The following is a 22443-nucleotide window of genomic DNA, read 5'->3' on the forward strand; positions in this document are numbered from 1 at the left end:
ACCTGCCTCGTGTGAAGTTCGCAGGATTTGGTAAACGGGGGCGTGATACTTTTGTTTTTCCATTTGTGGTGCTTTTTGTCGGCCGGGTCATTCATGAATGAATCAGGCAATCGGGTTCGATACGAAACGCGGCTCGCGCGCGTGCTCGACCATATTTACGACCATCTCGATGAACCACTCGATATCGGGCGTTTGGCGGACATTGCGTGTCTGTCGCCGTATCACTGGCATCGGATTTATCAGGCGATGTATGGCGAGACGGTCGCGACAACGGTGCGCCGCTTGCGATTGCATCGCGCGGCGGGGTATCTCGCGAACGGTTCGATGCCGATTGCGGAGATCGCCGAGCGCTCGGGCTACAGCAGTTTGCAGTCTTTTTCGCGCACGTTTCGTGCGGTGTTGGGCGTGCCGCCAGCACAGTATCGCAAGCAAGGCACGCATTGCCGGTTTCGTCCGGCGCTTTCAGGAGACGGTCAAATGACAATGCGCGAAGTGGTGATTCGTTCTGTGGAGCCGCTTGAGGTTTTGTCGGTGGATCATGTGGGGCCGTATATGCAGATCGGCAAAGCGTTCGATGCTTTGTTCGGGTGGCTCGCTCAACATAATTTGCTGGCGGCGGAGATGCGCATGATCGGGATTTACTTCGATGATCCCGGGGTGGTCGATGAAAACGCGTTGCGCTCGAAGGCTGGGGTGTTGTTGCCGCATCCGCTGCAAGTGGCGGTGACGGTGAGTCCGCCGGTTTCAGTTGCGCATGTTAAAGGCGGGGAATACGCGGTGTTGCGGCATAAGGGTCCGTATAGCGATATGCGGGCGGCGTATGAGTGGTTGTATGGGACGTGGCTTGTGCAGTCGGGGCGTGAAGCGGCGGATGCGCCGGTGTTCGAGGAGTATTTGAATAGCCCGAAGGAGACTGCGCCTGCGGAGTTGCTTACCGAAATCTGTTTACCGTTGGTTTGAGGGTTTACGGCGTGGGGGAAAGCGTTTGTGCGTGCTTATGCATGTATACGCAGCGTGCTACCTGCCTGCCTCTCTGGTTTTTATAGTCTTTGTATATGTATACGTAGTAATAGTTAACAAGCATCGCACCTGGCTGTGGATAACTTGAAACTTCGTTTACGGATCAAAGGGCTGCGTAAACCATAAGCCTGCGGAATAAGGGCGGACAGGAAGGCGAAGCCAGGGAAAACTTTTGTGCGGCCTGGTTAACCTGCAGGCTTATCAAAGTTTCGCCCACAAGGTGCCAGGGGGTTTTTACAAAAGTTGTCCAGAGGGGGATGTGGATAAGTTTGGGGGCGTTGGTGGGAGGTCCTCGTTCTCAGACTGTTCAGATTGTTGCCCGACGGGTTCAAGTCGCCCTTTGACAGCGCGTGATCAAAGAGCGCCAAAATCGATATCTTTGCGATACCCATGGTGATACTGCAATGCTTTGCTTTCCTAAGTTTTAAACATGGAATTTCGCGAGCGCTTGGCCGCGTTGCGCAAGGCGCGCGGCCTCACTCACATAGCCCTGTCCGATGCCGTTGGCCTGACAGTGCTACAGGTTCGACGTTATGAGGGTGGGGTCTCGCAACCTTCGATCGATGTGATTCGCAGGCTGGCGATTGCGCTTGGCGTTAGTGCTGATGCACTGGCCTTCGATCAGGACGATCGTGGGCCTGATGAAACGTTGCGATATCAATTTGAGACAGTCTCGCGTATGACAGAGCAGCAGCGTCTGATCGTGCGTGAGTTGCTCGATGCGTTGATTCTTAAGAATCAGGTAGAGGGCGTTATGACACGTGTTGGAGTCAATGGAACGGCAGTGCGCAATTCGCGCGAGGAAGACCGCTAGGAGTTGACTATGGCTAATGCCAATCTTAAACCGCGTCGCGCATGCGGGGAAAAAAGCGAGAGTATTTCTTTGTACTGGAGCAGCTTCCAGCCCGGTCAACCCGTGCTCTTTCGGGTTGATTACAGGTTAGGCCAAATCGCGATTAGGACGGATAGCAACTACACCATTGCTGGCAGGCAAATGGCGCCGAAAGAGATACGGCAGCGCCGGACACCTAAGAGCAGTTGATACAGTTCGCGTCTGTTTGAAAACTAGAGGACCGCTCGTGCGGTCCCTTATAGATGTCTGCAGCGTGGCTACCGGGCCCGCTCAGGGTCCGTAATTCGATCTCTCAGAAGATCTCACGTGTCCCGGCCGTGGATATCCGTGAATACGCTGGATGTCGCTGGTTCGATTCGGACTACTCGGACAATAAAAAACCCCGCGAGCCTGATGGCTGCGGGGTTCTCGGACTACGTCGTATTAATTGGGTCGTACTAGCCGCAACTATGGCGCCAGTCGCAATTGCTCCGACGCCCTAGGCGAGAAGATTCCCCTCAAACATCAATATTCCCCGCCCTCAACGCATTCGACTCGATGAAAGCCCGCCGCGGCTCCACATCATCCCCCATGAGCGTCGTGAAAATACCATCAGCCGCAATAGCATCCTCAATCTGCACACGAAGCAAACGACGCACGGTCGGATCCATCGTCGTCTCCCAAAGCTGCTCAGGATTCATCTCACCGAGACCCTTATAGCGCTGCTTGGAAACGTTACGTTCAGCATCAGCCAGCAACCACTTCATCGCGCTCTTGAAGTCGCTAACCGCCATACTCCGCTCACCACGCTTGATCACCGCGCCAACGCCAATCAACCCCTTGAACGTATTGGCGGTATTGATCAACTGCTGATAATCCGCGGTCAACTGAAACTCTTCATCGAACACGGAAATCTTCTGATTACCGTGGTGAGTACGAGCGACGCGCAGCGAGCGCAGTTCACGCACCGGGTCATACATCGTGGTGACCGTCACCTCGGGCTTCAGTGCATCGTCGCGCAGCTTGGCCTCGAGTGCCTTGGCCGAAGCCTCGGCCGCCGCTTCACTGGTGAGGTCGACCACCACCCCATCCATCACAGCCTCAAGCGCACCGGCGTCATACAACCGGCTCAAACGATTCACCACGGCCTGAGCAAGCAGATAAGCCCGAGCCAATTCACCCAATGCATCGCCGGTAATAGGCGTAGCGCCTTCCGAAGCCACCAGCTCCGACCCTTGCAGCGCGAGCTTCAGAATGTGAGCATTGACCTCGGCCTCATCCTTCAGATACCGCTCGTCCTTACCCGCCTTGATCTTGAAAAGCGGCGGTTGCGCGATGTAGATATACCCACGCTCGATCATGTCCGGCATCTGACGATAGAAGAACGTCAGCAACAGTGTCCGAATGTGCGCACCGTCGACGTCAGCATCGGTCATGATGATGATGCGGTGATAACGCAGCTTATCGAGGTTGTAATCGTCCTTGCCAATCCCGCAACCCAACGCGGTAATCAGCGTCACGATCTGCTCCGAAGAAAGCAGCTTGTCATAGCGCGCCTTCTCCACATTGAGCACCTTGCCGCGCAGCGGCAAGATCGCCTGAAACTTCCGGTCACGCCCCTGCTTCGCCGAGCCGCCTGCCGAGTCGCCCTCGACGATATAAATCTCGGACTTCGCCGGATCCTTCTCCTGACAATCCGCGAGCTTCCCTGGCAAACCGACGCCGTCGAGCACGCCCTTACGACGCGTCATTTCGCGCGCCTTGCGAGCCGCATCGCGCGCGCGCGCCGCATCGACGATCTTGCCGCAAATGATCTTCGCGTCGTTCGGCGTTTCCAGCAGGAATTCCTCAAGCGCCTTCGCGACCACGTCTTCCACCGGCGCGCGCACTTCCGACGACACCAGCTTGTCCTTCGTCTGCGCGCTGAACTTCGGCTCCGGCACCTTCACGGAAAGCACGCACGAGAGCCCTTCACGCATGTCGTCGCCGGAGGTTTCGACCTTGGCCTTCTTCGCGACTTCGTGATCGTTGATGTACTTGTTCAACACGCGCGTCATCGCCGCACGCAACCCGGTCAGGTGCGTGCCGCCGTCGCGCTGCGGAATGTTGTTCGTGAAGCACAGCACGTTTTCGTTGTAGCTGTCGTTCCACTGCATCGCCACTTCCACGCCGACGCCGTCCTTCTCGCCACTGATGTGGAAAATGTTCGGGTGCAGTACGGCCTTGTTCTTGTTGATGTACTCGACAAAACCCTTCACGCCGCCGACGAACGCGAAATCTTCTTCCTTGCCGCTGCGCTGATCCGTCAGGCGAATGCGCACGCCGTTATTCAGGAACGACAGTTCGCGAATCCGCTTGGCCAGAATGTCGTAGTGATATTCGACATTGCCGAAGATCGTCTCGTCGGCCATGAAGTGCACTTCAGTACCTCGGTTCTCGGTATCGCCTACCACCGGAATCGGCGACACGGCAACGCCGTCGATCTCTTCGATCAAGCGGTTCTGCGGCACGCCACGGTGGAATTCCATGAAGTGCTTCTTGCCATCGCGGCGCACGGTCAGGCGCAGCCACGCGGAGAGCGCGTTCACGCACGACACGCCCACGCCGTGCAGACCGCCAGACACCTTGTAGCTGTTCTGGTCGAACTTGCCGCCGGCGTGCAGTTCGGTCATCACGATTTCGGCGGCGCTACGCTTCGGGTCGTGCTTGTCGTCCATCTTCAGACCGGTCGGCACGCCGCGGCCGTTGTCGGTGATCGAGATGGAGTTGTCCGCGTGAATGATCACCTGGATGTCGTTGCAGTGCCCGGCCAACGCCTCGTCGATCGAGTTGTCGAGCACCTCGAACACGAGGTGGTGCAAACCGGTGCCATCCGATGTATCCCCGATGTACATCCCCGGCCGCTTGCGCACAGCCTCCAGACCTTCGAGGATCTGAATGGACGAGGCGCCGTAGCTGTTGTCGGGTTGCGTATTGTTCGTTTCAGTCATGGATTTTTTCCGGTTCTGCGTTACTGCAAGGTTGCTGCTCGGGACTTTTCAAAACGCCATAAAAACGCCAAAGGGGCGCTGCGCCCCTTGGTGTGTTCTAGGTGTTGGACGCGTCAGATGCGCATCGGCATCACCACGTATTTGAATTCGTCGTTCTCGGGAATCGTGATCAACGCGCTGGAGCTGGCGTCGCCCAGGCTCACTTGCAACATGTCGACCTTCAGGTTCGCGAGCACGTCGAGCAGATACGTGACGTTGAACCCGATATCGACGCTGTCGCCGTCGTACGCGATTTCCAGTTCTTCCTGCGCCTCTTCCTGATCGGCGTTGGTGGACATGATCTTCAACTGGCCCGGCTCGATGATGCAGCGCACGCCCTTGAATTTGTCCGACGTCAAGATTGCCGCGCGTTGCAGCGAACGTTGCAGCTCTTCGCGGCCAATCAGGAATTGGTTCTTATGCGACTTCGGGATCACACGCTGGAAGTCGGGGAACTTGCCTTCCACCAGCTTCGACACCAGTTCGACCTGGCCAAACGTGAACTTCACCTGCGTTTGCGCGATGTCGATCTTCAGCGTGTCGTCGATGTCTTCCAGCAGACGCTGCAGTTCCAGAATCGTCTTGCGCGGAATGATCACTTCCTGGCGCGTGAACGAACCTTCGATCTTCATCGACGAGAACGCCAGACGGTGGCCATCGGTGGCGACCGCCATCAGCTGGTCGCCGTCCACCACCAGCAGCATGCCGTTCAGGTAGTAGCGGATGTCCTGCTGGGCCATCGAAAAATGGACCATGCCTAGCAACTGGCGGAACGTCTTCTGGGGAACCACGAGGTTCGCGCCGTAGTCTTTAGCTTGCGCGACCGTCGGGAATTCGTCCGCGGCGAGCGTTTGCAGCGCAAAGCGGCTCTTGCCGGATTGCACGGTCAGGCGCTTGTCGTTCAAAGTGAGCGTGACTTGCCCGTCGGGCATCGCGCGCAGAATGTCGAGGAGCTTTCGTGCTGCCACCGTGGTCGCCACCGAATCGCCGCCCACGCCGAAATCGGCACGCGTGGTGATCTGCAATTCGAGGTCGGTCGACAGGAACGACACATCAGGGCCGTTCTTGGTAATCAGCAAATTGGCGAGGATCGGCAACGTATGGCGGCGTTCGACGATGCCGCTCACAGTTTGCAGCGGCCTGAGGAGGTTATCGCGTTCGGTCTTGACCAGTTGCATAGAGTTCCTTCGTTGATATAACGGCCTGCGCGCCTTGCCAGGTAAGCTTTGCAGCATGCAGCCGTGGCTCCCCGCCGGCGCCACGCAGCGCCCGTCACGGCGTGAAATCCGCCCGCGGCCGCCGGGCGGTTAAACCTGTATTGTGCCTGAAAATGGAACCGCCTCACTAAAATGGGGGCGAGTTTGGAAATAAACAGGTCGATTTTTCCGTCCGGCCCGCTTAGCCCTTAAGCGTTTGCTCCAGCACGTGCAGCTCGTGGTTCAGCTGGGCGTCCTTGCTGCGTTCGTCGGCAATTTTGCGCACCGCGTGCAGCACGGTCGTGTGGTCGCGTCCGCCGAACAACTCGCCGATTTCCGGCAGGCTCTTCTGGGTCAGCTCCTTCGCCAGGTACATCGCGATCTGCCGCGGCCGCGCGATGTTCGCCGGTCGTTTTTTCGAATACATGTCAGCGACCTTGATGCTGTAGAAATCAGCCACGGTCTTCTGGATGTTCTCCACCGAAATCTGCCGGTTCTGCACCGTCAGCAGGTCTTTCAGCGCTTCTTTGGTCAGTTCGATCGTGATTTCGCGGCCGTGGAACTTCGAGTACGCGAGGATCTTGCGCAGCGCGCCTTCGAGCTCGCGGACGTTCGAGCGCAAGTGCTTGGCGACGAAGAACGCGACGTCCTCGTTCAGGCTGACGAACTCCGACTGCGCCTTGCGCATCAGAATCGCGACGCGCATTTCCAGCTCGGGCGGCTCGATCGCGACCGTGAGGCCCGAGTCGAAGCGCGAGATCAGGCGGTCGTCGATCCCCGAAATTTCCTTCGGATACGTGTCGCTGGTGATGATCACCTGCGCCTTGTTCGCGACCAGCGCCTCGAACGCGTAGAAGAATTCTTCCTGCGTGCGCGACTTGCCGGAAAAGAACTGAATATCGTCGATCAGCAGCAGGTCGAGCGAGTGGTAGTAGCGCTTGAAATCGTCGAACGCCTTGCGCTGGTACGCCTTCACCACGTCGGACACGTACTGTTCCGCGTGGATGTAGCGAATCCGCGCGCCGGCCTTGTCCATCAGAAGCTGGTTGCCGATTGCGTGGATCAGGTGGGTCTTGCCCAGACCCACGCCGCCATACAGGAACAGCGGGTTGTACGAGATGCCGGGGTTGTCCGCAACCTGAATCGCCGCGGCGCGCGCCAGTTGGTTGGCCTTGCCGGTCACGAAGTTGTCGAAGGTCAGAACCGGGTTCAGCTTCGAGCGCTCGTACATCGAGTCGTTTTCGCCGCTGCTGCTCGAACCAGCGCTCTGGCCCGGACGCCAGGTGCGGCGTGCGGCAGCGGCTTCGTTTGCGTCGAGACTCGGCAGATCGAGGTCGGCGGCGTCTTCGGCAGCCGCGCGGGCGTTGGCGTTTTGTGTGGCCATCGCATGGTTGGCGCGGGCCATTTGCGCCGCCTGCACGGCGCCGACCGCCGCATCCACTGCGGCGCCGCCGCCGGAATGGCCGCCGCCCATCGGCGCGGACGAAGCCGGTCGAGTAGGCGCAGGCGCTGGCGCGAGGGCGCGCATGCCGGCTTTCGGATCCAGCACGAATTGCACGTCGACCGGGGCTTGCCAGAAATCGCGGGCCATATCCGCGATGCGGCCGGAGAACTGGCTCTTGACCCAGTCGAGCTTGAAGCGGTTCGGCGCGGCGATGCTAAGCGTGTTCGCAGCGGCGTCGAAGGCGACCGGGGCCAACGGTTTGATCCACGTCACGTACTGCTGGGGCGTAAGCTCACGCTCCAGCAATGCGGAACAGTGTTGCCAGAAATCGTTCATCGAGTTGCTGTCGTTATGGTGTGCACGGCGGTCGCCGCTGCCCTTGTCGCGCGCGCGCAACAAGGCCCTGAGCAGCCAGGCGTAACGGCTCCAGGCGCTTGTGCCACAAGGGTTTGCGGGGCAAGCGAGCCGGAGCGGCGTGCAGGATTTTTGGGAAGTAAGGCGAGATTCTAACGCCAAAACGGACCCAAAAGGGAGTTATCCACAGGGACGGATCATCTGGCGAAGGAGGCCCGGTCCGCGGCCGAACCTGGCTAAACTATTGACGGCCAACGGAAAAGCGGTTTAAATAGCGGGTTCCGCGAAAACCAATTTCAGTAAACCTCCGGCCATTGCGCTTTCAGCGATGCTCGCGCGGTTTTTTTTCGATCAAGTGAGAGCAACATGAAACGTACTTACCAACCTTCCGTTACCCGTCGCAAGCGCACCCACGGCTTTCGCGTTCGCATGAAGACCGCTGGCGGCCGCAAGGTCATCAACGCACGTCGCGCGAAGGGCCGCAAGCGCCTCGCCATCTAAGGCGAGCGGATTGCGCGCTGTGACCGAAGCCCGCGGCGAAGCGGGAGCGGCTGGGGCGCAGCAACCGGGCTCGGTTCCGTTGCGAGCGCACGCCGCCTTTCCCAAAGCCGCAAGGCTACTGAAAACGGATGAATTTTCATCCGTTTTTCGTTTGCGCCCGTGGCGCCGCACCGCGCACTTCGTGGTGTACGGCCGGCCTACCGGCAACGACGCGCGCTTGGGCCTCGTGATCGGCAAAAAGTATGCGCCGCGCGCGGCCACGCGTAATCTGGTACGTCGAATTGCGCGAGAAGCCTTCCGGCTGCGTCGCGCGGAATTTGGCGGTTGGGATGTGCTGCTGCGTTTGCACACGCGCTTCGACAAGAAGGCTTTGCCGAGCGCCTCGTCGCCGCCGTTGAAGGCGCTGTGCCGCAGCGAAATCGAGGCGCTGCTCGACAAGGCAGCGCGCGAAATTGTCCGTCGCGAGGCGCCGCCCGCGGAAGCGCCCAAGACGGAATGACGCTCAAGTGACCGCCCGTATTGAAGGTTCGGCAGTTCAAGCCGCTTTGGCCGCCCTGCCGGGCGGGCGTCACCCGGTACTCCACGTTGCGCGGCGCCGTCCGGCCGCATCAGCCATGCAAACGGTACTCATCGCTTTATTGCGTTTTTACAAGGTTGCCGTGAGCCCAATGCTCGGCAACCGGTGCCGTTTTTACCCTTCCTGTTCTGATTACGCGCGCGAAGCAATCCAGTATCATGGCGCCGCGCGCGGGACTTATCTCGCCGCCAGGCGTATTTGCCGCTGCCACCCGTTTTCCGCGGGCGGCATCGATCTCGTCCCGCCTCCCACTTCTGAAAAGCGCTGACGCGCCGTTCCATCGACACTGAGACAACGCATGGATATCAAACGCACCGTCCTATGGGTCATCTTTTTCATGTCAGCTGTCATGCTGTTCGACAACTGGCAACGCGACCACGGACGCCCGTCGATGTTCTTCCCGAGCGCCACGCCGACCAAGACCGTCGGTAGCGCCGCACCGGGAACCACGACGCCGGGAACCCAGCCGGCCGATCTGCCGGCCACCAACGCAGCCGCGCCCGGCAACGCGCCGGCGGCGACGCAATCGCAACTCGTGAAGTTCTCCACCGACGTCTATAGCGGTGAGATCGACACGCGCGGCGGCACGTTGTCGCGGCTCTCGCTCGTCAAGCAGGGCGACGGCAAGACGCCGGATCTGGTGATCACGCTGTTCGACCGCACGAACAATCACACGTATCTGGCCCGCACGGGTCTGCTCGGCGGCGATTTCCCGAATCACAACGACGTCTTCACGCTGATGCCGAATCAGCAGACCGAACTGAAGGGTGACGAGAAAACGTTCAGCCTGAGCTTCGAGTCGCCGGAGAAGGGTGGCGTGAAGGTCATCAAGACCTACACGTTCACGCGCGGCAGCTACGTGATCGGTGTCGAAACGAAGATCCAGAACGTCGGCAGCACGCCGGTGACGCCGTCGGTCTATATGGAACTGGTGCGTGACGATCAGCCGGTGGAAACGCCGCGCTTCTCGCACACGTTCATCGGACCGGCTGTCTACACCGACCAGCATCACTTCCAGAAGATGACGTTCGGCGACATCGACAAGAACAAGCAGGATTACGCGAACTCGGCCGACAACGGCTGGATCGCGATGGTCCAGCATTACTTCGCGTCGGCGTGGATTCCGCAGCAGGGCGCGAAGCGCGACATCTACGTCGAGAAGATCGATCCGTCGCTGTATCGCGTGGGCGTCAAGCAGCCGCTGCCGACCATCGCGCCGGGCCAGACGGTCAACGTGTCGGCGCGCCTGTTCGCGGGTCCGGAAGAAGAGCGCATGCTCGAAGGCATCGCGCCGGGTCTGGAACTGGTGAAGGACTACGGCTGGGTCACGATCATCGCGAAGCCGCTGTTCTGGCTGCTCGAGAAGATCCACAGCTACGTCGGCAACTGGGGCTGGTCGATCGTGCTGCTCACGGTGCTGATCAAGGCGGTGTTCTTCCCGCTTTCGGCCGCCAGCTACAAGTCGATGGCGCGCATGAAGGCGATCACGCCGCGCATGCAGGCCTTGCGCGAACGCTTCAAGGGCGATCCGCAAAAGATGAACGCCGCGCTGATGGAGCTGTACAAGACCGAGAAGGTCAATCCGTTCGGCGGCTGTCTACCGGTCGTGATTCAGATTCCGGTGTTCATCTCGCTGTACTGGGTGCTGCTGTCGTCGGTGGAAATGCGCGGCGCGCCGTGGATTCTGTGGATTCACGATCTGTCGCAGCAGGACCCGTTCTTCATCCTGCCGGTGCTGATGGCCGTCTCGATGTTCCTGCAGACCAAGCTGAACCCGACGCCGCCGGACCCGGTTCAGGCCAAGATGATGATGTTCATGCCGATTGCGTTCTCGGTCATGTTCTTCTTCTTCCCGGCCGGTCTGGTGCTCTACTACGTCGTCAATAACGTCCTGTCGATCGCACAGCAGTACTACATCACGCGCATGATGGGCAAGTCGTCGGTGAAGCCTGCCTGACGCACTGTCCGAAAGGCGGCGGCGGCAAAGCCCGCCGCCTCGCGTCAGGCTGAGGCAGGCCGACGCTGACTGACCAGGCAGCGACAAAAAAAGCCGCCCGGTGCAAACCGGGCGGCTTTTTTCATGGGCGCACGAATCTCGGACGTCGCCTCGGCTCTTCCATTACTCCTCGGTGTCTTCGCCGTAAAAGCGCTCGATCATTTCCTCGACCAGGTTGCGGTCTTTCGGCATCAGTGACGCGATCTTCGAAGCGAGTTCGATCGTTTCCGGCGTCGGCGGATATTTCTCGCCACGCGCCATGGGTCGGCTGCTCGACCCGGGCGGCGGTCCGTAGTGAAGCCAATGCTCCTTGACGTTCAACCATTCGGCTAGCGTGCGCAGCTTGTCCGCCTTGGGGATCGTCGTACCCGTCAACCACTTGTGCGCGGTTTGCGGCGTAACGGGACGCTCGCCGTGATAGCGAAGATTGAATTGCTCGGCGAGTTTAGTCCCGCCGCGAATCTTGAGCGGCTCTAGCAGATCCTTCAGCCTCTTGGCGAAGGCAGCTTTTTCTTTGTCGGTTGGCATGGGCCAGATTGTGCAATTCAGGATCCTCCGAGTTGACAACTAGACAGGCTTGTTATTAGCGTATTTGAGATAGTTTTAGCTTACGAGGCGCGCCGGACAAAGCGTTTCGGCAATTTTATTTTTTTCAATTTTTCTTTACTCAGCGGGCTTTAACGCCGCTTCTTGTCTTATTTAACTTCACTTTTTCTCAGATAGTGTAGGAATAATCCTAGCTTATTTGAGATAAATCCAAGTTGCCTCCAGAATCGGGGACAGGCGTATTCGCGGCCCGCCGCGCAGTCGTCACCCGCGCCCGCGTTACAATGCCTCGCGCTGTTCGACTGGCGCCGTCCCGCTCTTCTCTCCGCTTTTTTCCACGCACCCATGCTCACCACCGATTCCGATCCCATCGTCGCCATTGCTACCGCGCCCGGCCGGGGAGGCATCGGTGTCGTGCGGATTTCGTTTGGCCGCGCGGGAGAGACGGTGGCCCAGCCGCTGATGCAGGCGCTCACCGGCCAGGCGCTCGCGCCACGCCACGCCAGCTACGTGCCGTTTCTGGACGACAGCGGTAAAGCGCTCGATCGGGGTATCGCGCTGTATTTTCCCGCGCCGCATTCGTACACCGGCGAACACGTACTCGAACTGCAGGGCCATGGCGGCCCCGTCGTGTTGCAACTCGTATTGCAGCGCTGTATCGACGCCGGCCGCGCCTTCGGCCTGCGCCTTGCCGAACCGGGCGAATTCACCCGCCGCGCGTTCCTGAACGACAAGCTCGATCTGGCGCAAGCTGAAGCCGTCGCCGATCTGATCGAGGCGAGCACCGAAGCCGCCGCGCGTTCGGCCGGCCGCTCGCTCGACGGCGCGTTTTCGCGCGACATCCACGCGCTGGTCGAAGAGGTGATCACGCTGCGCATGCTGGTCGAAGCGACGCTCGACTTTCCGGAAGAAGAAATCGACTTCCTCGAAGCCGCCGATGCGCGCGGCAAGCTGGCGCGCATTCGCGAACGCCTCGCGCACGTGCTGAGCGAAGCGCGCCAGGGCGCGTTGCTGCGCGAAGGTTTGTCCGTGGTCCTCGCGGGCCAGCCGAACGTCGGTAAATCGTCGCTGCTGAACGCGCTGGCTGGCGCCGAGCTGGCCATCGTCACGCCGATCGCGGGCACGACCCGCGACAAGGTCGCGCAAACCATCCAGATCGAAGGCATTCCGCTGCACGTGATCGACACCGCCGGCCTGCGCGATACCGAAGACGAAGTGGAGAAGATCGGCATTGCGCGCACCTGGAGCGAAATCGAGCGCGCGGACGTGGTGCTGCATCTGCTCGACGCGCGCACCGGCATGACTGCCGAGGACGAAGCAATCGCCGGGCGCTTTCCCGGCGGTGTGCCGGTAGTGCGTGTGCTGAACAAGACCGACCTGACAGGTCTCGCGCCGGCGGCCCAGGCGCTCGACGCGGATCTCGATCTCAGCGAGGTGCGCTTGTCGGCGAAACAGGGTGACGGCGTCGCGCTGTTGCGGGGCGAGTTGCTGCGGATTGCCGGCTGGCAGGCCGGCGCGGAAAGCGTGTACCTCGCGCGCGAGCGGCATCTGATTGCGTTGCGGGCCGCCGAGGAACATCTGGCGACGGCGGCCGCGCACGCGGATCAGAACTCACAGGCGTTGGATCTGTTCGCCGAGGAATTGCGGCTCGCACAGGATCAGTTGAACTCGATTACCGGTGAGTTCAGTTCGGACGATCTCCTGGGCGTGATTTTCAGTAGATTTTGTATCGGCAAGTAGCAGTGGCACTGAGATTTGCAGGATTCCTAGACTGGTAGGCGTTTGCACGCCTTTCAGGCCACGCAGCGAAAGTCGCCTATCTCAACCCTGTTGACACAAAAACCCACGAATCTTTGGTACACAGCCAGCACAAGCGCTAAAATCGCCGCTGTCCTTGCATCAACGATCCGAGCATGCCCCGCCTCGCCGTCCCCCTCGCCGAATCCCAGATTCGCGCGCTCAAACCGCGCGCTACCCGTTATTGCGTTGCCGACGGCAATGGTCTTGTGATCGAAGTCATGACCACCGGCACCAAGGTCTGGCGCTTTCGCTACACGCTGAACGGCAAACGCCAGCCGCTCGCGACCATCGGCGACTACCGGATGATCTCGCTGCGCGTCGCGCGGGCCAAGGCGCAGAAATACGCGGAGATGGTCGCCCAAGGTATCTCGCCGGTCGCCACCGCCCGGCGCGATCGCGGCGCCGAAAGCAAGGCGGACGTGCTGCGCGAAGCCGCCGACCTCTACCTCGCCACCGCCATGGCCGGCAAATCGGCCGAATATCGCCGCACCACCCGGCGCGCGCTCGACAAGGACGTATTGCCCGCGATCGGCGGCAAGCCGATCAACGCGGTCACCGCGGGCGACATCGTCGAAATCTGCGAGCGGATCAAAAGCCGGGGCTCGCCGAAAATGGCGCTCCACACGCGTAACGTGGTCAAGCGCCTCTATGCCTACCTGATGGCCCGCCAGCTCGCGACCGGCAACCCGGCCGAGGTCGTTCCGGCGCGCTCCATCGCCACCTTCGAGAGCCGCACGCGCGTGCTCTCCGGCGTAGAAATCGGCGGCATGCTGCGCGCGATCGACGCGTCGAGCATTCGCCGTCCCCTGAAGCTGGCGCTGCATCTGCTGGTGCTGACGATGGTGCGCAAATCGGATCTGGTGGACTCGACGTGGGCCGAATTCGATTTGGACAACGCGCTATGGACGATTCCCGCCGCGCGTCTGAACATGGGCCGGGACCGCGTCGTCTATCTGCCGCATCAGGCTGTCTCGATGCTGCGCGAGCTTCACCGCGCCAAGGCCAGCCGACAGTTCGTATTCCCGAGCGTCCGGGGCGACGATCGGCCCATCGCGAAGAGCACATTGAATCAGGCGGTCAAAGCGCTCGGCCTCGAGGTTGAACATTTCGTGCTGCATGACTTCCGGCGCACAGCGTCGACGCATGTGCGCGAACTCGCGCAGAGAGAGGACACGCTCGACGCCGTATCCGCGCTTGCTTCAGAGGGTCTATCGCAAGACGGCAAAGCGGAGCAGCAGCGTCGAATCCTTCAAGGCTGGGCGAACTTCGTCGATCAACAGCTTGAAACCGCGCGGCATGCTGCAAGCCGTACGGTCTGAGGAACGTTTTCACCCTTTGCGTCCGTCATTTTTAGGTACACAACTCGATCATCGCCATAGGCAACTCAATGATCTGAATGAAAAATAAATTTCGACGCGAGGTTTCAAAGGTGAGCTTTTGTCCGGCGTAAAGCACGGCGCCTAATCGCTTCACACTGTCCTTCTTTCCCTGATTCCCATCGCCTAAACTGAAGCATCGATGCAAGCCGATACGGAGGTTCCGATGCCTGAATCGTTGATCGCTTATTTGCTGGGGCCTGCCGTCATGATCGTGATCGGCCTTGCCATCTGGGCGGCGTCCCTCTACCACCGCAATACGAAGCCGCCGAGGCTCGAGCGCTGGCTCGATACGCACTACGCTGAATGGCTGCATCAGAAACATTGAGCAAACGCTGAGCGGTGCATCAAATGCAAAGGCCGTCGCATCGAGCGACGGCCTTTTTTCTGCGGCGCGGATGGACTGCGCGGCTCTCGGACGATTACCAGCCCGGTTGCGGTTGAGGTTGCCCGTATCCGTACTGCGCCGGCGGCGGCGCTGCGCAGGCGACATAGCCGCGCTGGTACGGGTCATAGCAGTACCCCGGCGGCGGCCCCGCATAGACCGGAGCGGGTTGATAAGCCGGCTGCGCATAGACAGGCTGCTGGTAAGCCACCACTGGCGCGGGCGTCAGCACGGAACTCACCACCGCGCCGAGGACGGCGCCGCCAATCAGCGCACCCACCACGTCGCCACCGCCATGACCGTGAGCCGAAGCTTGCCCGGCCACGCTCAGACTTCCCACCATCACCAACGCCACTGCGATCTTTTTCATTTTCAGCTCCCGCCATTCAGGCATGGAAAGGATTGTGAAGGGAGTGCATAGAAATAGATGCTGCAAGTGGTAACGAAACATTACGTTACAACCGCCCTCGCGCGAGCGTCGACCGCCGTCTGCCCCGCCAATTGTCAATTGCGAAACAATCTCCCGATCAATGTAGAATCCGCCGCTTAAGCCGTCGGACAAATCCACCAATCCGACGACCCGCAAAGCTTTCTGATCCGTCGATCCTGGGACAGACCGGCATCAGCCAGCCGGGATCGGGACAAAGCCAAAAAGTAAGGGGCGTGCGCGTGAAACAATGGACCATCCGTCAACGGATTCTGTGCAGCTTCGGGATCGTGCTGATCGTGATGCTGGCAATGGCAATCGTCACTTTCCAGCAGCTTGGCGCGATCGACCGCGACGCGAAGGGTCAGCAGCAGGACTCGATGCCCGGCCTCTACTACGCGACCGCGATGCGCGCGGCCTGGTTCGAGAACTACTCGGTGACGCAGCGTCTGATCTACGTCGACGCGGACCCCGACGCAGTCAAGCGCGACGCCACGCGTTTGCAGGAAACCCAGCAGACGCTCCAGAAGCTGATCGACGACTACAGCTCGACCATCGCCCGCCAGACCGACCGGGACCTGTTCAACCATTTCCGCCAGCAGCACGCGCAGTACCTGCCGATCCAGACAGCGTTGCTCAACAACCTGCCTGCTTCGAAGGACAACGCCGCACGCATCTTCAACACGCAGCTCACGCCGATCTGGGAAACCGGCCGGTTGTCGGTGCGCAAGCTGGTTGAAGACAACAAGAGCTACTCCGACCAGGCCACGGACAGCATCCGCAACTCGGTCGAGACCACCCGCATCGTGTTGCTCGTGATGCTGCTGCTCGCCGCGATTGCCGCCGTGCTGGCCGGTTACTGGCTGCTGCGCGCGGTGACCACGCCGATGGCCAAGGTGCTGCAGGTGGTCGACGTGATGCGCACGGGCGACCTGACGCAACGTCTGCATCTGAATCGCGCGGACGAGATCGGCGCGCTCGAAGCCGGCTTCAACCGGATGACCGACGAACTCACCGCGCTGGTCGGCCAGGCGCAGAAATCGGCGATGCAGGTCACCACGTCGGTGACGGAAATCGCCGCGACCTCGCGCGAACAGCAAGCCACCGCGAACGAAACCGCCGCCACCACGACCGAGATCGGCGCGACTTCGCGTGAAATCTTCGCGACCTCGCGCGACCTGCTGCACACCATGAACGAAGTGTCGGAGGTCGCGGGCCAGTCGGCGGCGCTCGCGGGCACCGGGCACGCCGGCCTCGCGCGCATGGAAGAGACCATGCGCCTCGTGATGGAAGCGGCCGGCTCGGTCAACGCGAAGCTCGCGATCCTCAATGAGAAGGCCGGCAACATCAACCAGGTGGTCGCCACCATCACGAAGGTCGCGGACCAGACCAACCTGCTCTCGCTGAACGCGGCGATCGAAGCGGAAAAAGCGGGCGAATATGGCCGCGGCTTCGCCGTCGTGGCGACCGAGATCCGCCGCCTCGCCGACCAGACCGCCGTCGCGACCTACGACATCGAACAGATGGTCAAGGAGATCCAGTCGGCGGTGGCCGCGGGTGTGATGGGCATGGACAAGTTCTCCGAGGAAGTGCGACGCGGCATGCTCGACGTGCAGAACGTCGGCGGCCATCTCACGCAGATCATCCAGCAGGTGCAGCAGCTCGCGCCGCGCTTCTCGATGGTCAACGACGGGATGCAGACCCAGGCGACCGGCGCCGAGCAGATCACCCAGGCGCTGACGCAGTTGTCGGAGGCCGCGCAGCAGACGGCGGAATCGCTGCGCCAGTCGACTCAGGCGATCGACGATCTGACGCACGTCGCCAACAGTCTGCGCACCGGCGTGTCGCGCTTCAAGGTGGTGGCCTGACGCGCGCCGCAAGGCGAACCCGCCAGCGCCCGCTTCATCACCGCTCACACGCCGATGCTCTTCATCCTCTTCACGCTCGATAGCGAACGCTATGTGATCGACGCGACGCAGGTGGAGCGTTTGATGCCGCTCGCGCCGCAGTCGCCGCCGAAGGCGATTCCCGGCGCGCCGTCGTGGGTGGCGGGCGTGCTCGATCACGAAGGCGCGCCGCTGCCGGTGATCGATCTGCCTGCACTGGCGCTCGGCCGTCCGGCCGCGCAGCTGATGTCGACGCGCGTCGTGCTGGTGCGCTATCCGCAGGCGGGCGCCGTGCGGCTGCTCGCGCTGCTGCTCGAAGGCGCGACCCGCACGCTTCGTCTGGATGCCGAAGCGTTCCACGAGACCGGCATCGACGTGCCGCACGCGCGCTATCTCGGCCCGGTCGCGAGCGACGCGGGCGGCTTCGTGCAGTGGGTGCGCATCGAACATCTGCTGCCCGACGACGTCAAGGCGCTGCTGTTTCCCGAGGCGCACGCATGAACGCGCACTACGACAACGCGCCGCTCTATCGACGCTTCGCCGAACTGCTGCATCGAACCATGGGGCTCGATGCCGCCTCGCTCGGTCATCACGCCATCGAGCGCGCGGTCGACCAGCGCGCCGCCGCATGGCGCGCGGAGGGTCCTGCCGGGGCCACGCTCGCCGACTACTGGGACGCGGCACAAGCATCGCCGGCGATGGTGCAGGCGCTGATCGAAACCGTGGTGGTGCCGGAGACCTGGTTCTATCGCGACGCCGACGCGTTCAACGCGCTCGTGCGGCTTGCGCACGAGCGTCTTCACGAGCGCGCGGCGGGACTGCCGCTGCGCATCCTGAGCCTGCCCTGCTCGAGCGGAGAAGAGCCGTACACGATCGCGATGAGCCTGCTCGACGCGGGCATGGACGCCGCGCGCTTTCGCGTCGACGCAATGGATATCAGCGAACGTTCGCTCGCGCTCGCGCAGCGCGCGCTCTACGGCCGCAACTCGTTTCGCGGCAACGCGTTTGGGTTTCGCGACGCGCATTTCACCCGCACCGAAGACGGCTGGCGCCTCGCGCCGCGCATCGTCGACACGGTGCGCTTCTCGCGCGCCAACCTGATGCAGCTCGACGCGGCGGCGCTCGGCGTCTACGACTTCGTGTTCTGCCGCAACGTGCTGATCTACTTCGACCGTGAAACGCAGCAGACTGCGTTGCACGCGCTCAATAGCGTGCTGGCCGAGAACGGCACGCTGTTCGTCGGTCCGGCGGAAACCGGGCTGCTGATGCGTCACGGCATGCAGTCCGCGAGGATTCCGTTGGCGTTCGCGTTCCGGCGCCCCGCGCCCGCCGACGCGCCGTGGAACGGCTGGCATACCGCGCCGCTCGCCGGCGCCGCCGCGCTCGCGATGACGCATTCGCCGGTGCCGGCGCTCGCGCCTGCGCTGGCATTCGCTGCCGAGCCTTTTGCGTGGCCCGATCCGGTCGCGCGCGCAGCGCTCGATGAGGTGACGCGAAGCGCCTCGCTCGAGGGTGCGGCGCCGTCCGGTTTGTTCAACAACGGCATCGCGCGGCATCGTGGCACGCCGCCGATTCCCGCCGTGCCCGCGCATAACTCGCCATCGCCGCAGACCAACGCATCGCCGCTGAATGCGCCGACCATCGCCGCACGCGACACACTCCAGGCCGCGCACGCACTCGCCGACGCCGGGCGTCTGACGGAAGCCGCCGCCGCGATCAACACGTACCTGGAGCAGCACGCGCCGCACGCCGACGCGTTCTATCTGCTCGGCGTGCTGGCCGACGCCAACGGCGACACTCACCTCGCGCGCGGCCAGTATCGCAAGGCGCTCTATCTCGAGCCGCAGCACGCGGAAGCGCTGGCGCATCTGGCGGCGCTGCTCGAACTCGAAGGCGATCGTGACGGCGCGCGCCGCCTGATGGAACGCGCGGCGCGCGCACAGGGAGCACCACGTGACTGACGATCGCAGGGTGGGCTTCGACGATTGCTGGAACCGTATCGGCGTGCGCGGCGATTCGTCGTGCGAGCGGCTGGCCGACTACGTGCGCTGCCTGAATTGTCCCGTGTTCGAAGCAGCCGCCGCCAAACTGCTCGATCAGCCGATTCCACGCGTGGATCTGTCACGCCATGACATCCGCACGGCCGCACAACCGCGGCACGACGCGCGGGGGACGAACGAATCGTTCCTCGTGTTCCGAATCGGCGGCGAATGGCTCGCGCTGCCCACGCCGATCTTCAAGCGCATCGTGCAGACGCGGCCAATTCACACGTTGCCGCACCGGCAACATCGCGCGGTGCTCGGCGTGGTCAATGTGCAGGGCGAATTGCTGGTGTGCCTGGCGCTGACGCATCTGCTCGGTTTCGAAGCCGACACCACCACCGCTATCGCTACGCGTGACGGCCAGCCGTCGCGCCACGATCTGCCGCGCCTGCTGGTGGTCTCGCGCGCCGAAGAGCACGCGGTGTTTCCCGTCGATCAGGTCGACGGCGTGCATTGGCTCGCGCCGTCCACTTTCTGTCCGCCGCCCGCGACGCTGTCGCAAGCGGCCGCCGCGCATACGCGCGCGGTCGCGCCGTGGCGCGGCATGAGCGTGGGCCTGCTCGACGCCGACGCGTTATTCGACACGCTGAACCGGAGCCTCGGATGACCGACGACCCGCGCCGCCCGTCGTTGATCGATCTCTTCCGCGAGGAAGCGCGGACCCAGGCGCGCGTGCTCAACGACGGCCTGCTCGTGCTCGACCGCGCACCCAACGACGCCGCCGCACTCGAAGCTTGCATGCGCGCCGCGCATTCGTTGAAAGGTGCGGCGCGCATCGTCGGCGTGCAAGTCGGCGTCGAACTCGCGCATGCGATGGAGGATTGCTTCGTCGCCGCGCAGGAAGGCCGTGCGCTGCTCGACGCCGCGTGGATCGACGAGTTGCTGCGTGGCGTCGATATCGTCGCGCGCATCGGCAATGATGAAGACGAATCGGCGCGCGATGCGGTCGGCGCATGTGTGGCTGCGTTGCAGGCGCGGATGGCGAGGGTGGCGCCGCATAGGGCTCCGCTGCGGCGCGAGGGGGTGCCATCGGTTGCCGCAGGGTCAGCGGTTTCCGCGCCCGCGCCTCGCGCGGTCATTGAACCGCCAGGGGCCCGGGCCGATACGTCCGCCAATGCCGACGCCGATGACGATGCCACGTTCAACCTGCTGGCCGACGCGCTGCGCGCGCAAGCCACGGCCCCGGTCGTGCCCGCCACACCCGCGAGCACTGCGACCGATACACCTGCCGCACCGGCCGGCGCAAGCAGCGCAAGCAGCGCAAGCAGCACCACTAACGACCCCGGCCGCATGCTGCGCGTGCGCGCCGACAACCTCGACCGGCTACTGTCGCTGTCGGGCGAATCGCTGGTCGAATCGCGCTGGCTGAAACCCTTCGCGCAATCGATGCTGCGAGTCAAGCGCGTGCAGCGCGACAGCACCCGCGCACTCGATCAGCTGCACGAAACGCTCGCCGATCTGAAACTCGATCCGCGCGCGCACGCGGCGCTCGAAGAACTGCGACGCCTCACCGCCGAATCGCAGCATCTGCTGGCCGAACGTCTCGCCGATCTGGAAAGCTTCGATCGCCGCTCGACGCACCTGTCGCAACAGCTTTACGACGCCGCGCTGCAATGCCGGATGCGCCCGTTCGGCGACGGCACCGGCGGACTCGCGCGCATGGTGCGCGATGTCGCGCGCTCGCTCGGCAAGAAAGTGCGCTGGCAACTGGTCGGCGAATCGACCCAGGTGGACCGCGACATTCTCGATCTGCTCGAAGCGCCGCTCGGCCACATGCTGCGTAACGCGCTCGACCACGGCATCGAAGCACCCGCCGTGCGGCTCGCGCGCGGCAAAGCGGAAGAAGGCACGCTTACACTCGACGCGCGTCACACGGCCGGCGCGTTGCTGATCACCGTGTCCGACGACGGCGCGGGTATCGACCTCGCCGCGCTGCGTGCGTCAATCGTGCGCAAGAAGCTGGCGAGCGAGGACACGGCCGCGCGTCTGTCGGAAGCCGAGCTGCTGGAATTTCTGTTCCTGCCCGGCTTCTCGCTGCGCGATCAGGTAACCGAAGTATCGGGCCGCGGCGTCGGACTCGACGCGGTGCACGACGTCGTCAAACGCGTGCGCGGCACGGTGCGCATCACCCAGGAGCCGGGCCTCGGCACGCGCGTGCAATTGCAACTGCCGCTCACGCTGTCGGTGATCCGCAGCCTGCTGATCGAAGTCGCGGGCGAGCCGTACGCGGTGCCGCTCGCGCACGTGAACCGCACGCTCCACGTGAGCCGCGCGGACATCGAACTGCTCGAAGGCCATCAGCACATCGCGTTCTCCGGGCGGCGCATCGGCGTCGTTACCGCGCACCAGATTCTCGACACCGCGCCGCCCGCCAATGAAGACGGCGCTGTCTGCATGATGGTGATCGGCGACGGGCCGCAAACCTACGGCGTGGTGGTCGACCGTTTTCTCGGCGAGCGGATGCTGGTCGTGCAGCCGCTCGATCCGCGTCTGGGCAAGATTCGCAACATCACGGCCGGCGCGCTGATGGAAAATGGCGACCCCGTGCTGATCGCCGACGTCGACGACTGGTTGCGTTCGGTCGAGCGGCTCGTGGCGGACGGCGATCTGCGACACGCGCAGCATGGCGGCGCTTCGACGGCGCAGCGCGTCGTCCGGCGTGTGCTGGTGGTCGACGATTCGCTCACCGTGCGCGAACTCGAACGCAAGCTGCTGGCCACGCGCGGTTACGACGTGACGATCGCGGTCGACGGGATGGACGGCTGGAATGCGGTGCGCGGCGAACGCTTCGATCTCGTCATCACCGACATCGACATGCCGCGCATGGACGGAATCGAACTCGTCACGCTGATCAAACGCGATCCGCAACTCCAGGCGCTGCCGGTGATGATCGTGTCGTACAAGGATCGCGAAGAGGATCGCCGCGCGGGTCTCGACGCGGGCGCGGATTACTATCTGGCGAAAGGCAGTTTTCATGACGAAGTACTGCTCGACGCGGTGCGTGATTTGATCGGCGAGGCCTACGGGTAAAC

At 62.4% G+C, this 22443-nt stretch carries 19 protein-coding genes; 14 read left to right on the forward strand and 5 right to left on the reverse strand.

What is annotated here, in order from left to right; all coding sequences use genetic code 11:
• Positions 1-93: 93 nt before the first annotated feature.
• Both PQQ53_RS01810 and PQQ53_RS01815 read left to right on the forward strand, forming a co-directional pair.
• A complete protein-coding gene (locus PQQ53_RS01810; RefSeq protein ID WP_408323276.1) occupies positions 94-960 on the forward strand; it encodes an AraC family transcriptional regulator in 867 nt (288 codons plus the stop codon).
• A 490-nt stretch (positions 961-1450) separates the two neighbouring features.
• Entirely contained in the window at positions 1451-1834 is a 384-nt protein-coding gene (locus PQQ53_RS01815; RefSeq protein WP_408323175.1) for a helix-turn-helix domain-containing protein, read from the forward strand.
• A gap of 536 nt (positions 1835-2370) precedes the next feature.
• On the opposite strand, the gene gyrB is transcribed toward PQQ53_RS01815, so the two are convergent.
• The 3 genes from gyrB to dnaA form a co-directional block, all read right to left on the reverse strand.
• Entirely contained in the window at positions 2371-4842 is a 2472-nt protein-coding gene (gyrB, locus tag PQQ53_RS01820; RefSeq protein WP_408139802.1) for a DNA topoisomerase (ATP-hydrolyzing) subunit B, read from the reverse strand.
• 113 nt (positions 4843-4955) lie between these two features.
• Positions 4956-6059 carry a DNA polymerase III subunit beta gene (gene dnaN / locus PQQ53_RS01825; RefSeq protein ID WP_408139804.1) on the reverse strand — a complete coding sequence of 368 codons (1104 nt, stop codon included), beginning with the start codon at positions 6057-6059 and terminating at the stop codon, positions 4956-4958.
• Positions 6060-6279: 220 nt separating this feature from the next.
• Positions 6280-7857 carry a chromosomal replication initiator protein DnaA gene (dnaA, locus tag PQQ53_RS01830; protein WP_408139806.1) on the reverse strand — a complete coding sequence of 526 codons (1578 nt, stop codon included), beginning with the start codon at positions 7855-7857 and terminating at the stop codon, positions 6280-6282.
• A 384-nt stretch (positions 7858-8241) separates the two neighbouring features.
• Between dnaA and rpmH the strand changes: the two genes are divergently transcribed.
• The 4 genes from rpmH to yidC all read left to right on the forward strand — a co-directional run bounded on the left by rpmH (position 8242) and on the right by yidC (position 10910).
• Complete coding sequence (gene rpmH, locus PQQ53_RS01835; protein WP_004198824.1) at positions 8242-8376, forward strand: 50S ribosomal protein L34; 135 nt, start codon at positions 8242-8244, stop codon at positions 8374-8376.
• Positions 8377-8395: 19 nt separating this feature from the next.
• Positions 8396-8875 (forward strand): ribonuclease P protein component, encoded by a 480-nt coding sequence (locus PQQ53_RS01840; RefSeq protein ID WP_408139807.1) that lies wholly within the window; start codon positions 8396-8398, stop codon positions 8873-8875.
• Positions 8876-8990: 115 nt separating this feature from the next.
• Entirely contained in the window at positions 8991-9221 is a 231-nt protein-coding gene (yidD, locus tag PQQ53_RS01845) for a membrane protein insertion efficiency factor YidD (RefSeq protein ID WP_007180115.1), read from the forward strand.
• A gap of 30 nt (positions 9222-9251) precedes the next feature.
• Positions 9252-10910: a membrane protein insertase YidC gene (gene yidC, locus PQQ53_RS01850; protein ID WP_408139808.1), complete on the forward strand. Its 1659-nt coding sequence runs from the start codon at positions 9252-9254 to the stop codon at positions 10908-10910.
• A 162-nt stretch (positions 10911-11072) separates the two neighbouring features.
• Here the strand turns inward: yidC and PQQ53_RS01855 are convergent, their stop codons facing one another.
• Positions 11073-11477 (reverse strand): XRE family transcriptional regulator, encoded by a 405-nt coding sequence (locus PQQ53_RS01855; RefSeq protein ID WP_408139810.1) that lies wholly within the window; start codon positions 11475-11477, stop codon positions 11073-11075.
• A 363-nt stretch (positions 11478-11840) separates the two neighbouring features.
• Between PQQ53_RS01855 and mnmE the strand changes: the two genes are divergently transcribed.
• The 3 genes from mnmE (at position 11841) to PQQ53_RS01870 (ending at position 14999) form a co-directional block, all read left to right on the forward strand.
• Positions 11841-13235 carry a tRNA uridine-5-carboxymethylaminomethyl(34) synthesis GTPase MnmE gene (gene mnmE, locus PQQ53_RS01860; protein ID WP_408139811.1) on the forward strand — a complete coding sequence of 465 codons (1395 nt, stop codon included), beginning with the start codon at positions 11841-11843 and terminating at the stop codon, positions 13233-13235.
• A gap of 173 nt (positions 13236-13408) precedes the next feature.
• Positions 13409-14614, forward strand: a complete 1206-nt coding sequence (locus tag PQQ53_RS01865; RefSeq protein WP_408323176.1) for a tyrosine-type recombinase/integrase — start codon at positions 13409-13411, stop codon at positions 14612-14614.
• A 199-nt stretch (positions 14615-14813) separates the two neighbouring features.
• Entirely contained in the window at positions 14814-14999 is a 186-nt protein-coding gene (locus tag PQQ53_RS01870; protein ID WP_408152842.1) for a hypothetical protein, read from the forward strand.
• A 94-nt stretch (positions 15000-15093) separates the two neighbouring features.
• Here the strand turns inward: PQQ53_RS01870 and PQQ53_RS01875 are convergent, their stop codons facing one another.
• On the reverse strand, positions 15094-15426 hold the full coding sequence (locus tag PQQ53_RS01875) for an ecotin precursor (protein ID WP_408139817.1): 333 nt from the start codon (positions 15424-15426) through the stop codon (positions 15094-15096).
• 299 nt (positions 15427-15725) lie between these two features.
• Here PQQ53_RS01875 and PQQ53_RS01880 point away from each other — a divergent pair, with 299 nt between their 5' ends.
• Genes PQQ53_RS01880 through PQQ53_RS01900 form a run of 5 tightly spaced genes read left to right on the forward strand, consistent with a single transcriptional unit; the run spans position 15726 to position 22441 of the window.
• Positions 15726-17351, forward strand: coding sequence for a methyl-accepting chemotaxis protein (locus PQQ53_RS01880; RefSeq protein WP_408323177.1), 1626 nt, complete (start codon positions 15726-15728; stop codon positions 17349-17351).
• Between the two features lie 54 nt (positions 17352-17405).
• The gene (locus PQQ53_RS01885; protein ID WP_408139821.1) at positions 17406-17870 is read left to right on the forward strand and encodes a chemotaxis protein CheW; all 465 of its coding nucleotides are present in this window, start codon (positions 17406-17408) and stop codon (positions 17868-17870) included.
• Positions 17867-19330, forward strand: coding sequence for a CheR family methyltransferase (locus PQQ53_RS01890; protein WP_408323178.1), 1464 nt, complete (start codon positions 17867-17869; stop codon positions 19328-19330). Before PQQ53_RS01885 ends, PQQ53_RS01890 begins: the two co-directional genes overlap by 4 nt.
• Positions 19323-20018 carry a chemotaxis protein CheW gene (locus tag PQQ53_RS01895; RefSeq protein ID WP_408139825.1) on the forward strand — a complete coding sequence of 232 codons (696 nt, stop codon included), beginning with the start codon at positions 19323-19325 and terminating at the stop codon, positions 20016-20018. Before PQQ53_RS01890 ends, PQQ53_RS01895 begins: the two co-directional genes overlap by 8 nt.
• Entirely contained in the window at positions 20015-22441 is a 2427-nt protein-coding gene (locus PQQ53_RS01900) for a hybrid sensor histidine kinase/response regulator (RefSeq protein ID WP_408323179.1), read from the forward strand. Before PQQ53_RS01895 ends, PQQ53_RS01900 begins: the two co-directional genes overlap by 4 nt.
• Positions 22442-22443 lie beyond the last annotated feature (2 nt).

The organism is Paraburkholderia strydomiana (assembly GCF_046030495.1).
In the GTDB taxonomy this organism is placed as follows: Bacteria; Pseudomonadota; Gammaproteobacteria; order Burkholderiales; family Burkholderiaceae; genus Paraburkholderia; species Paraburkholderia strydomiana_A.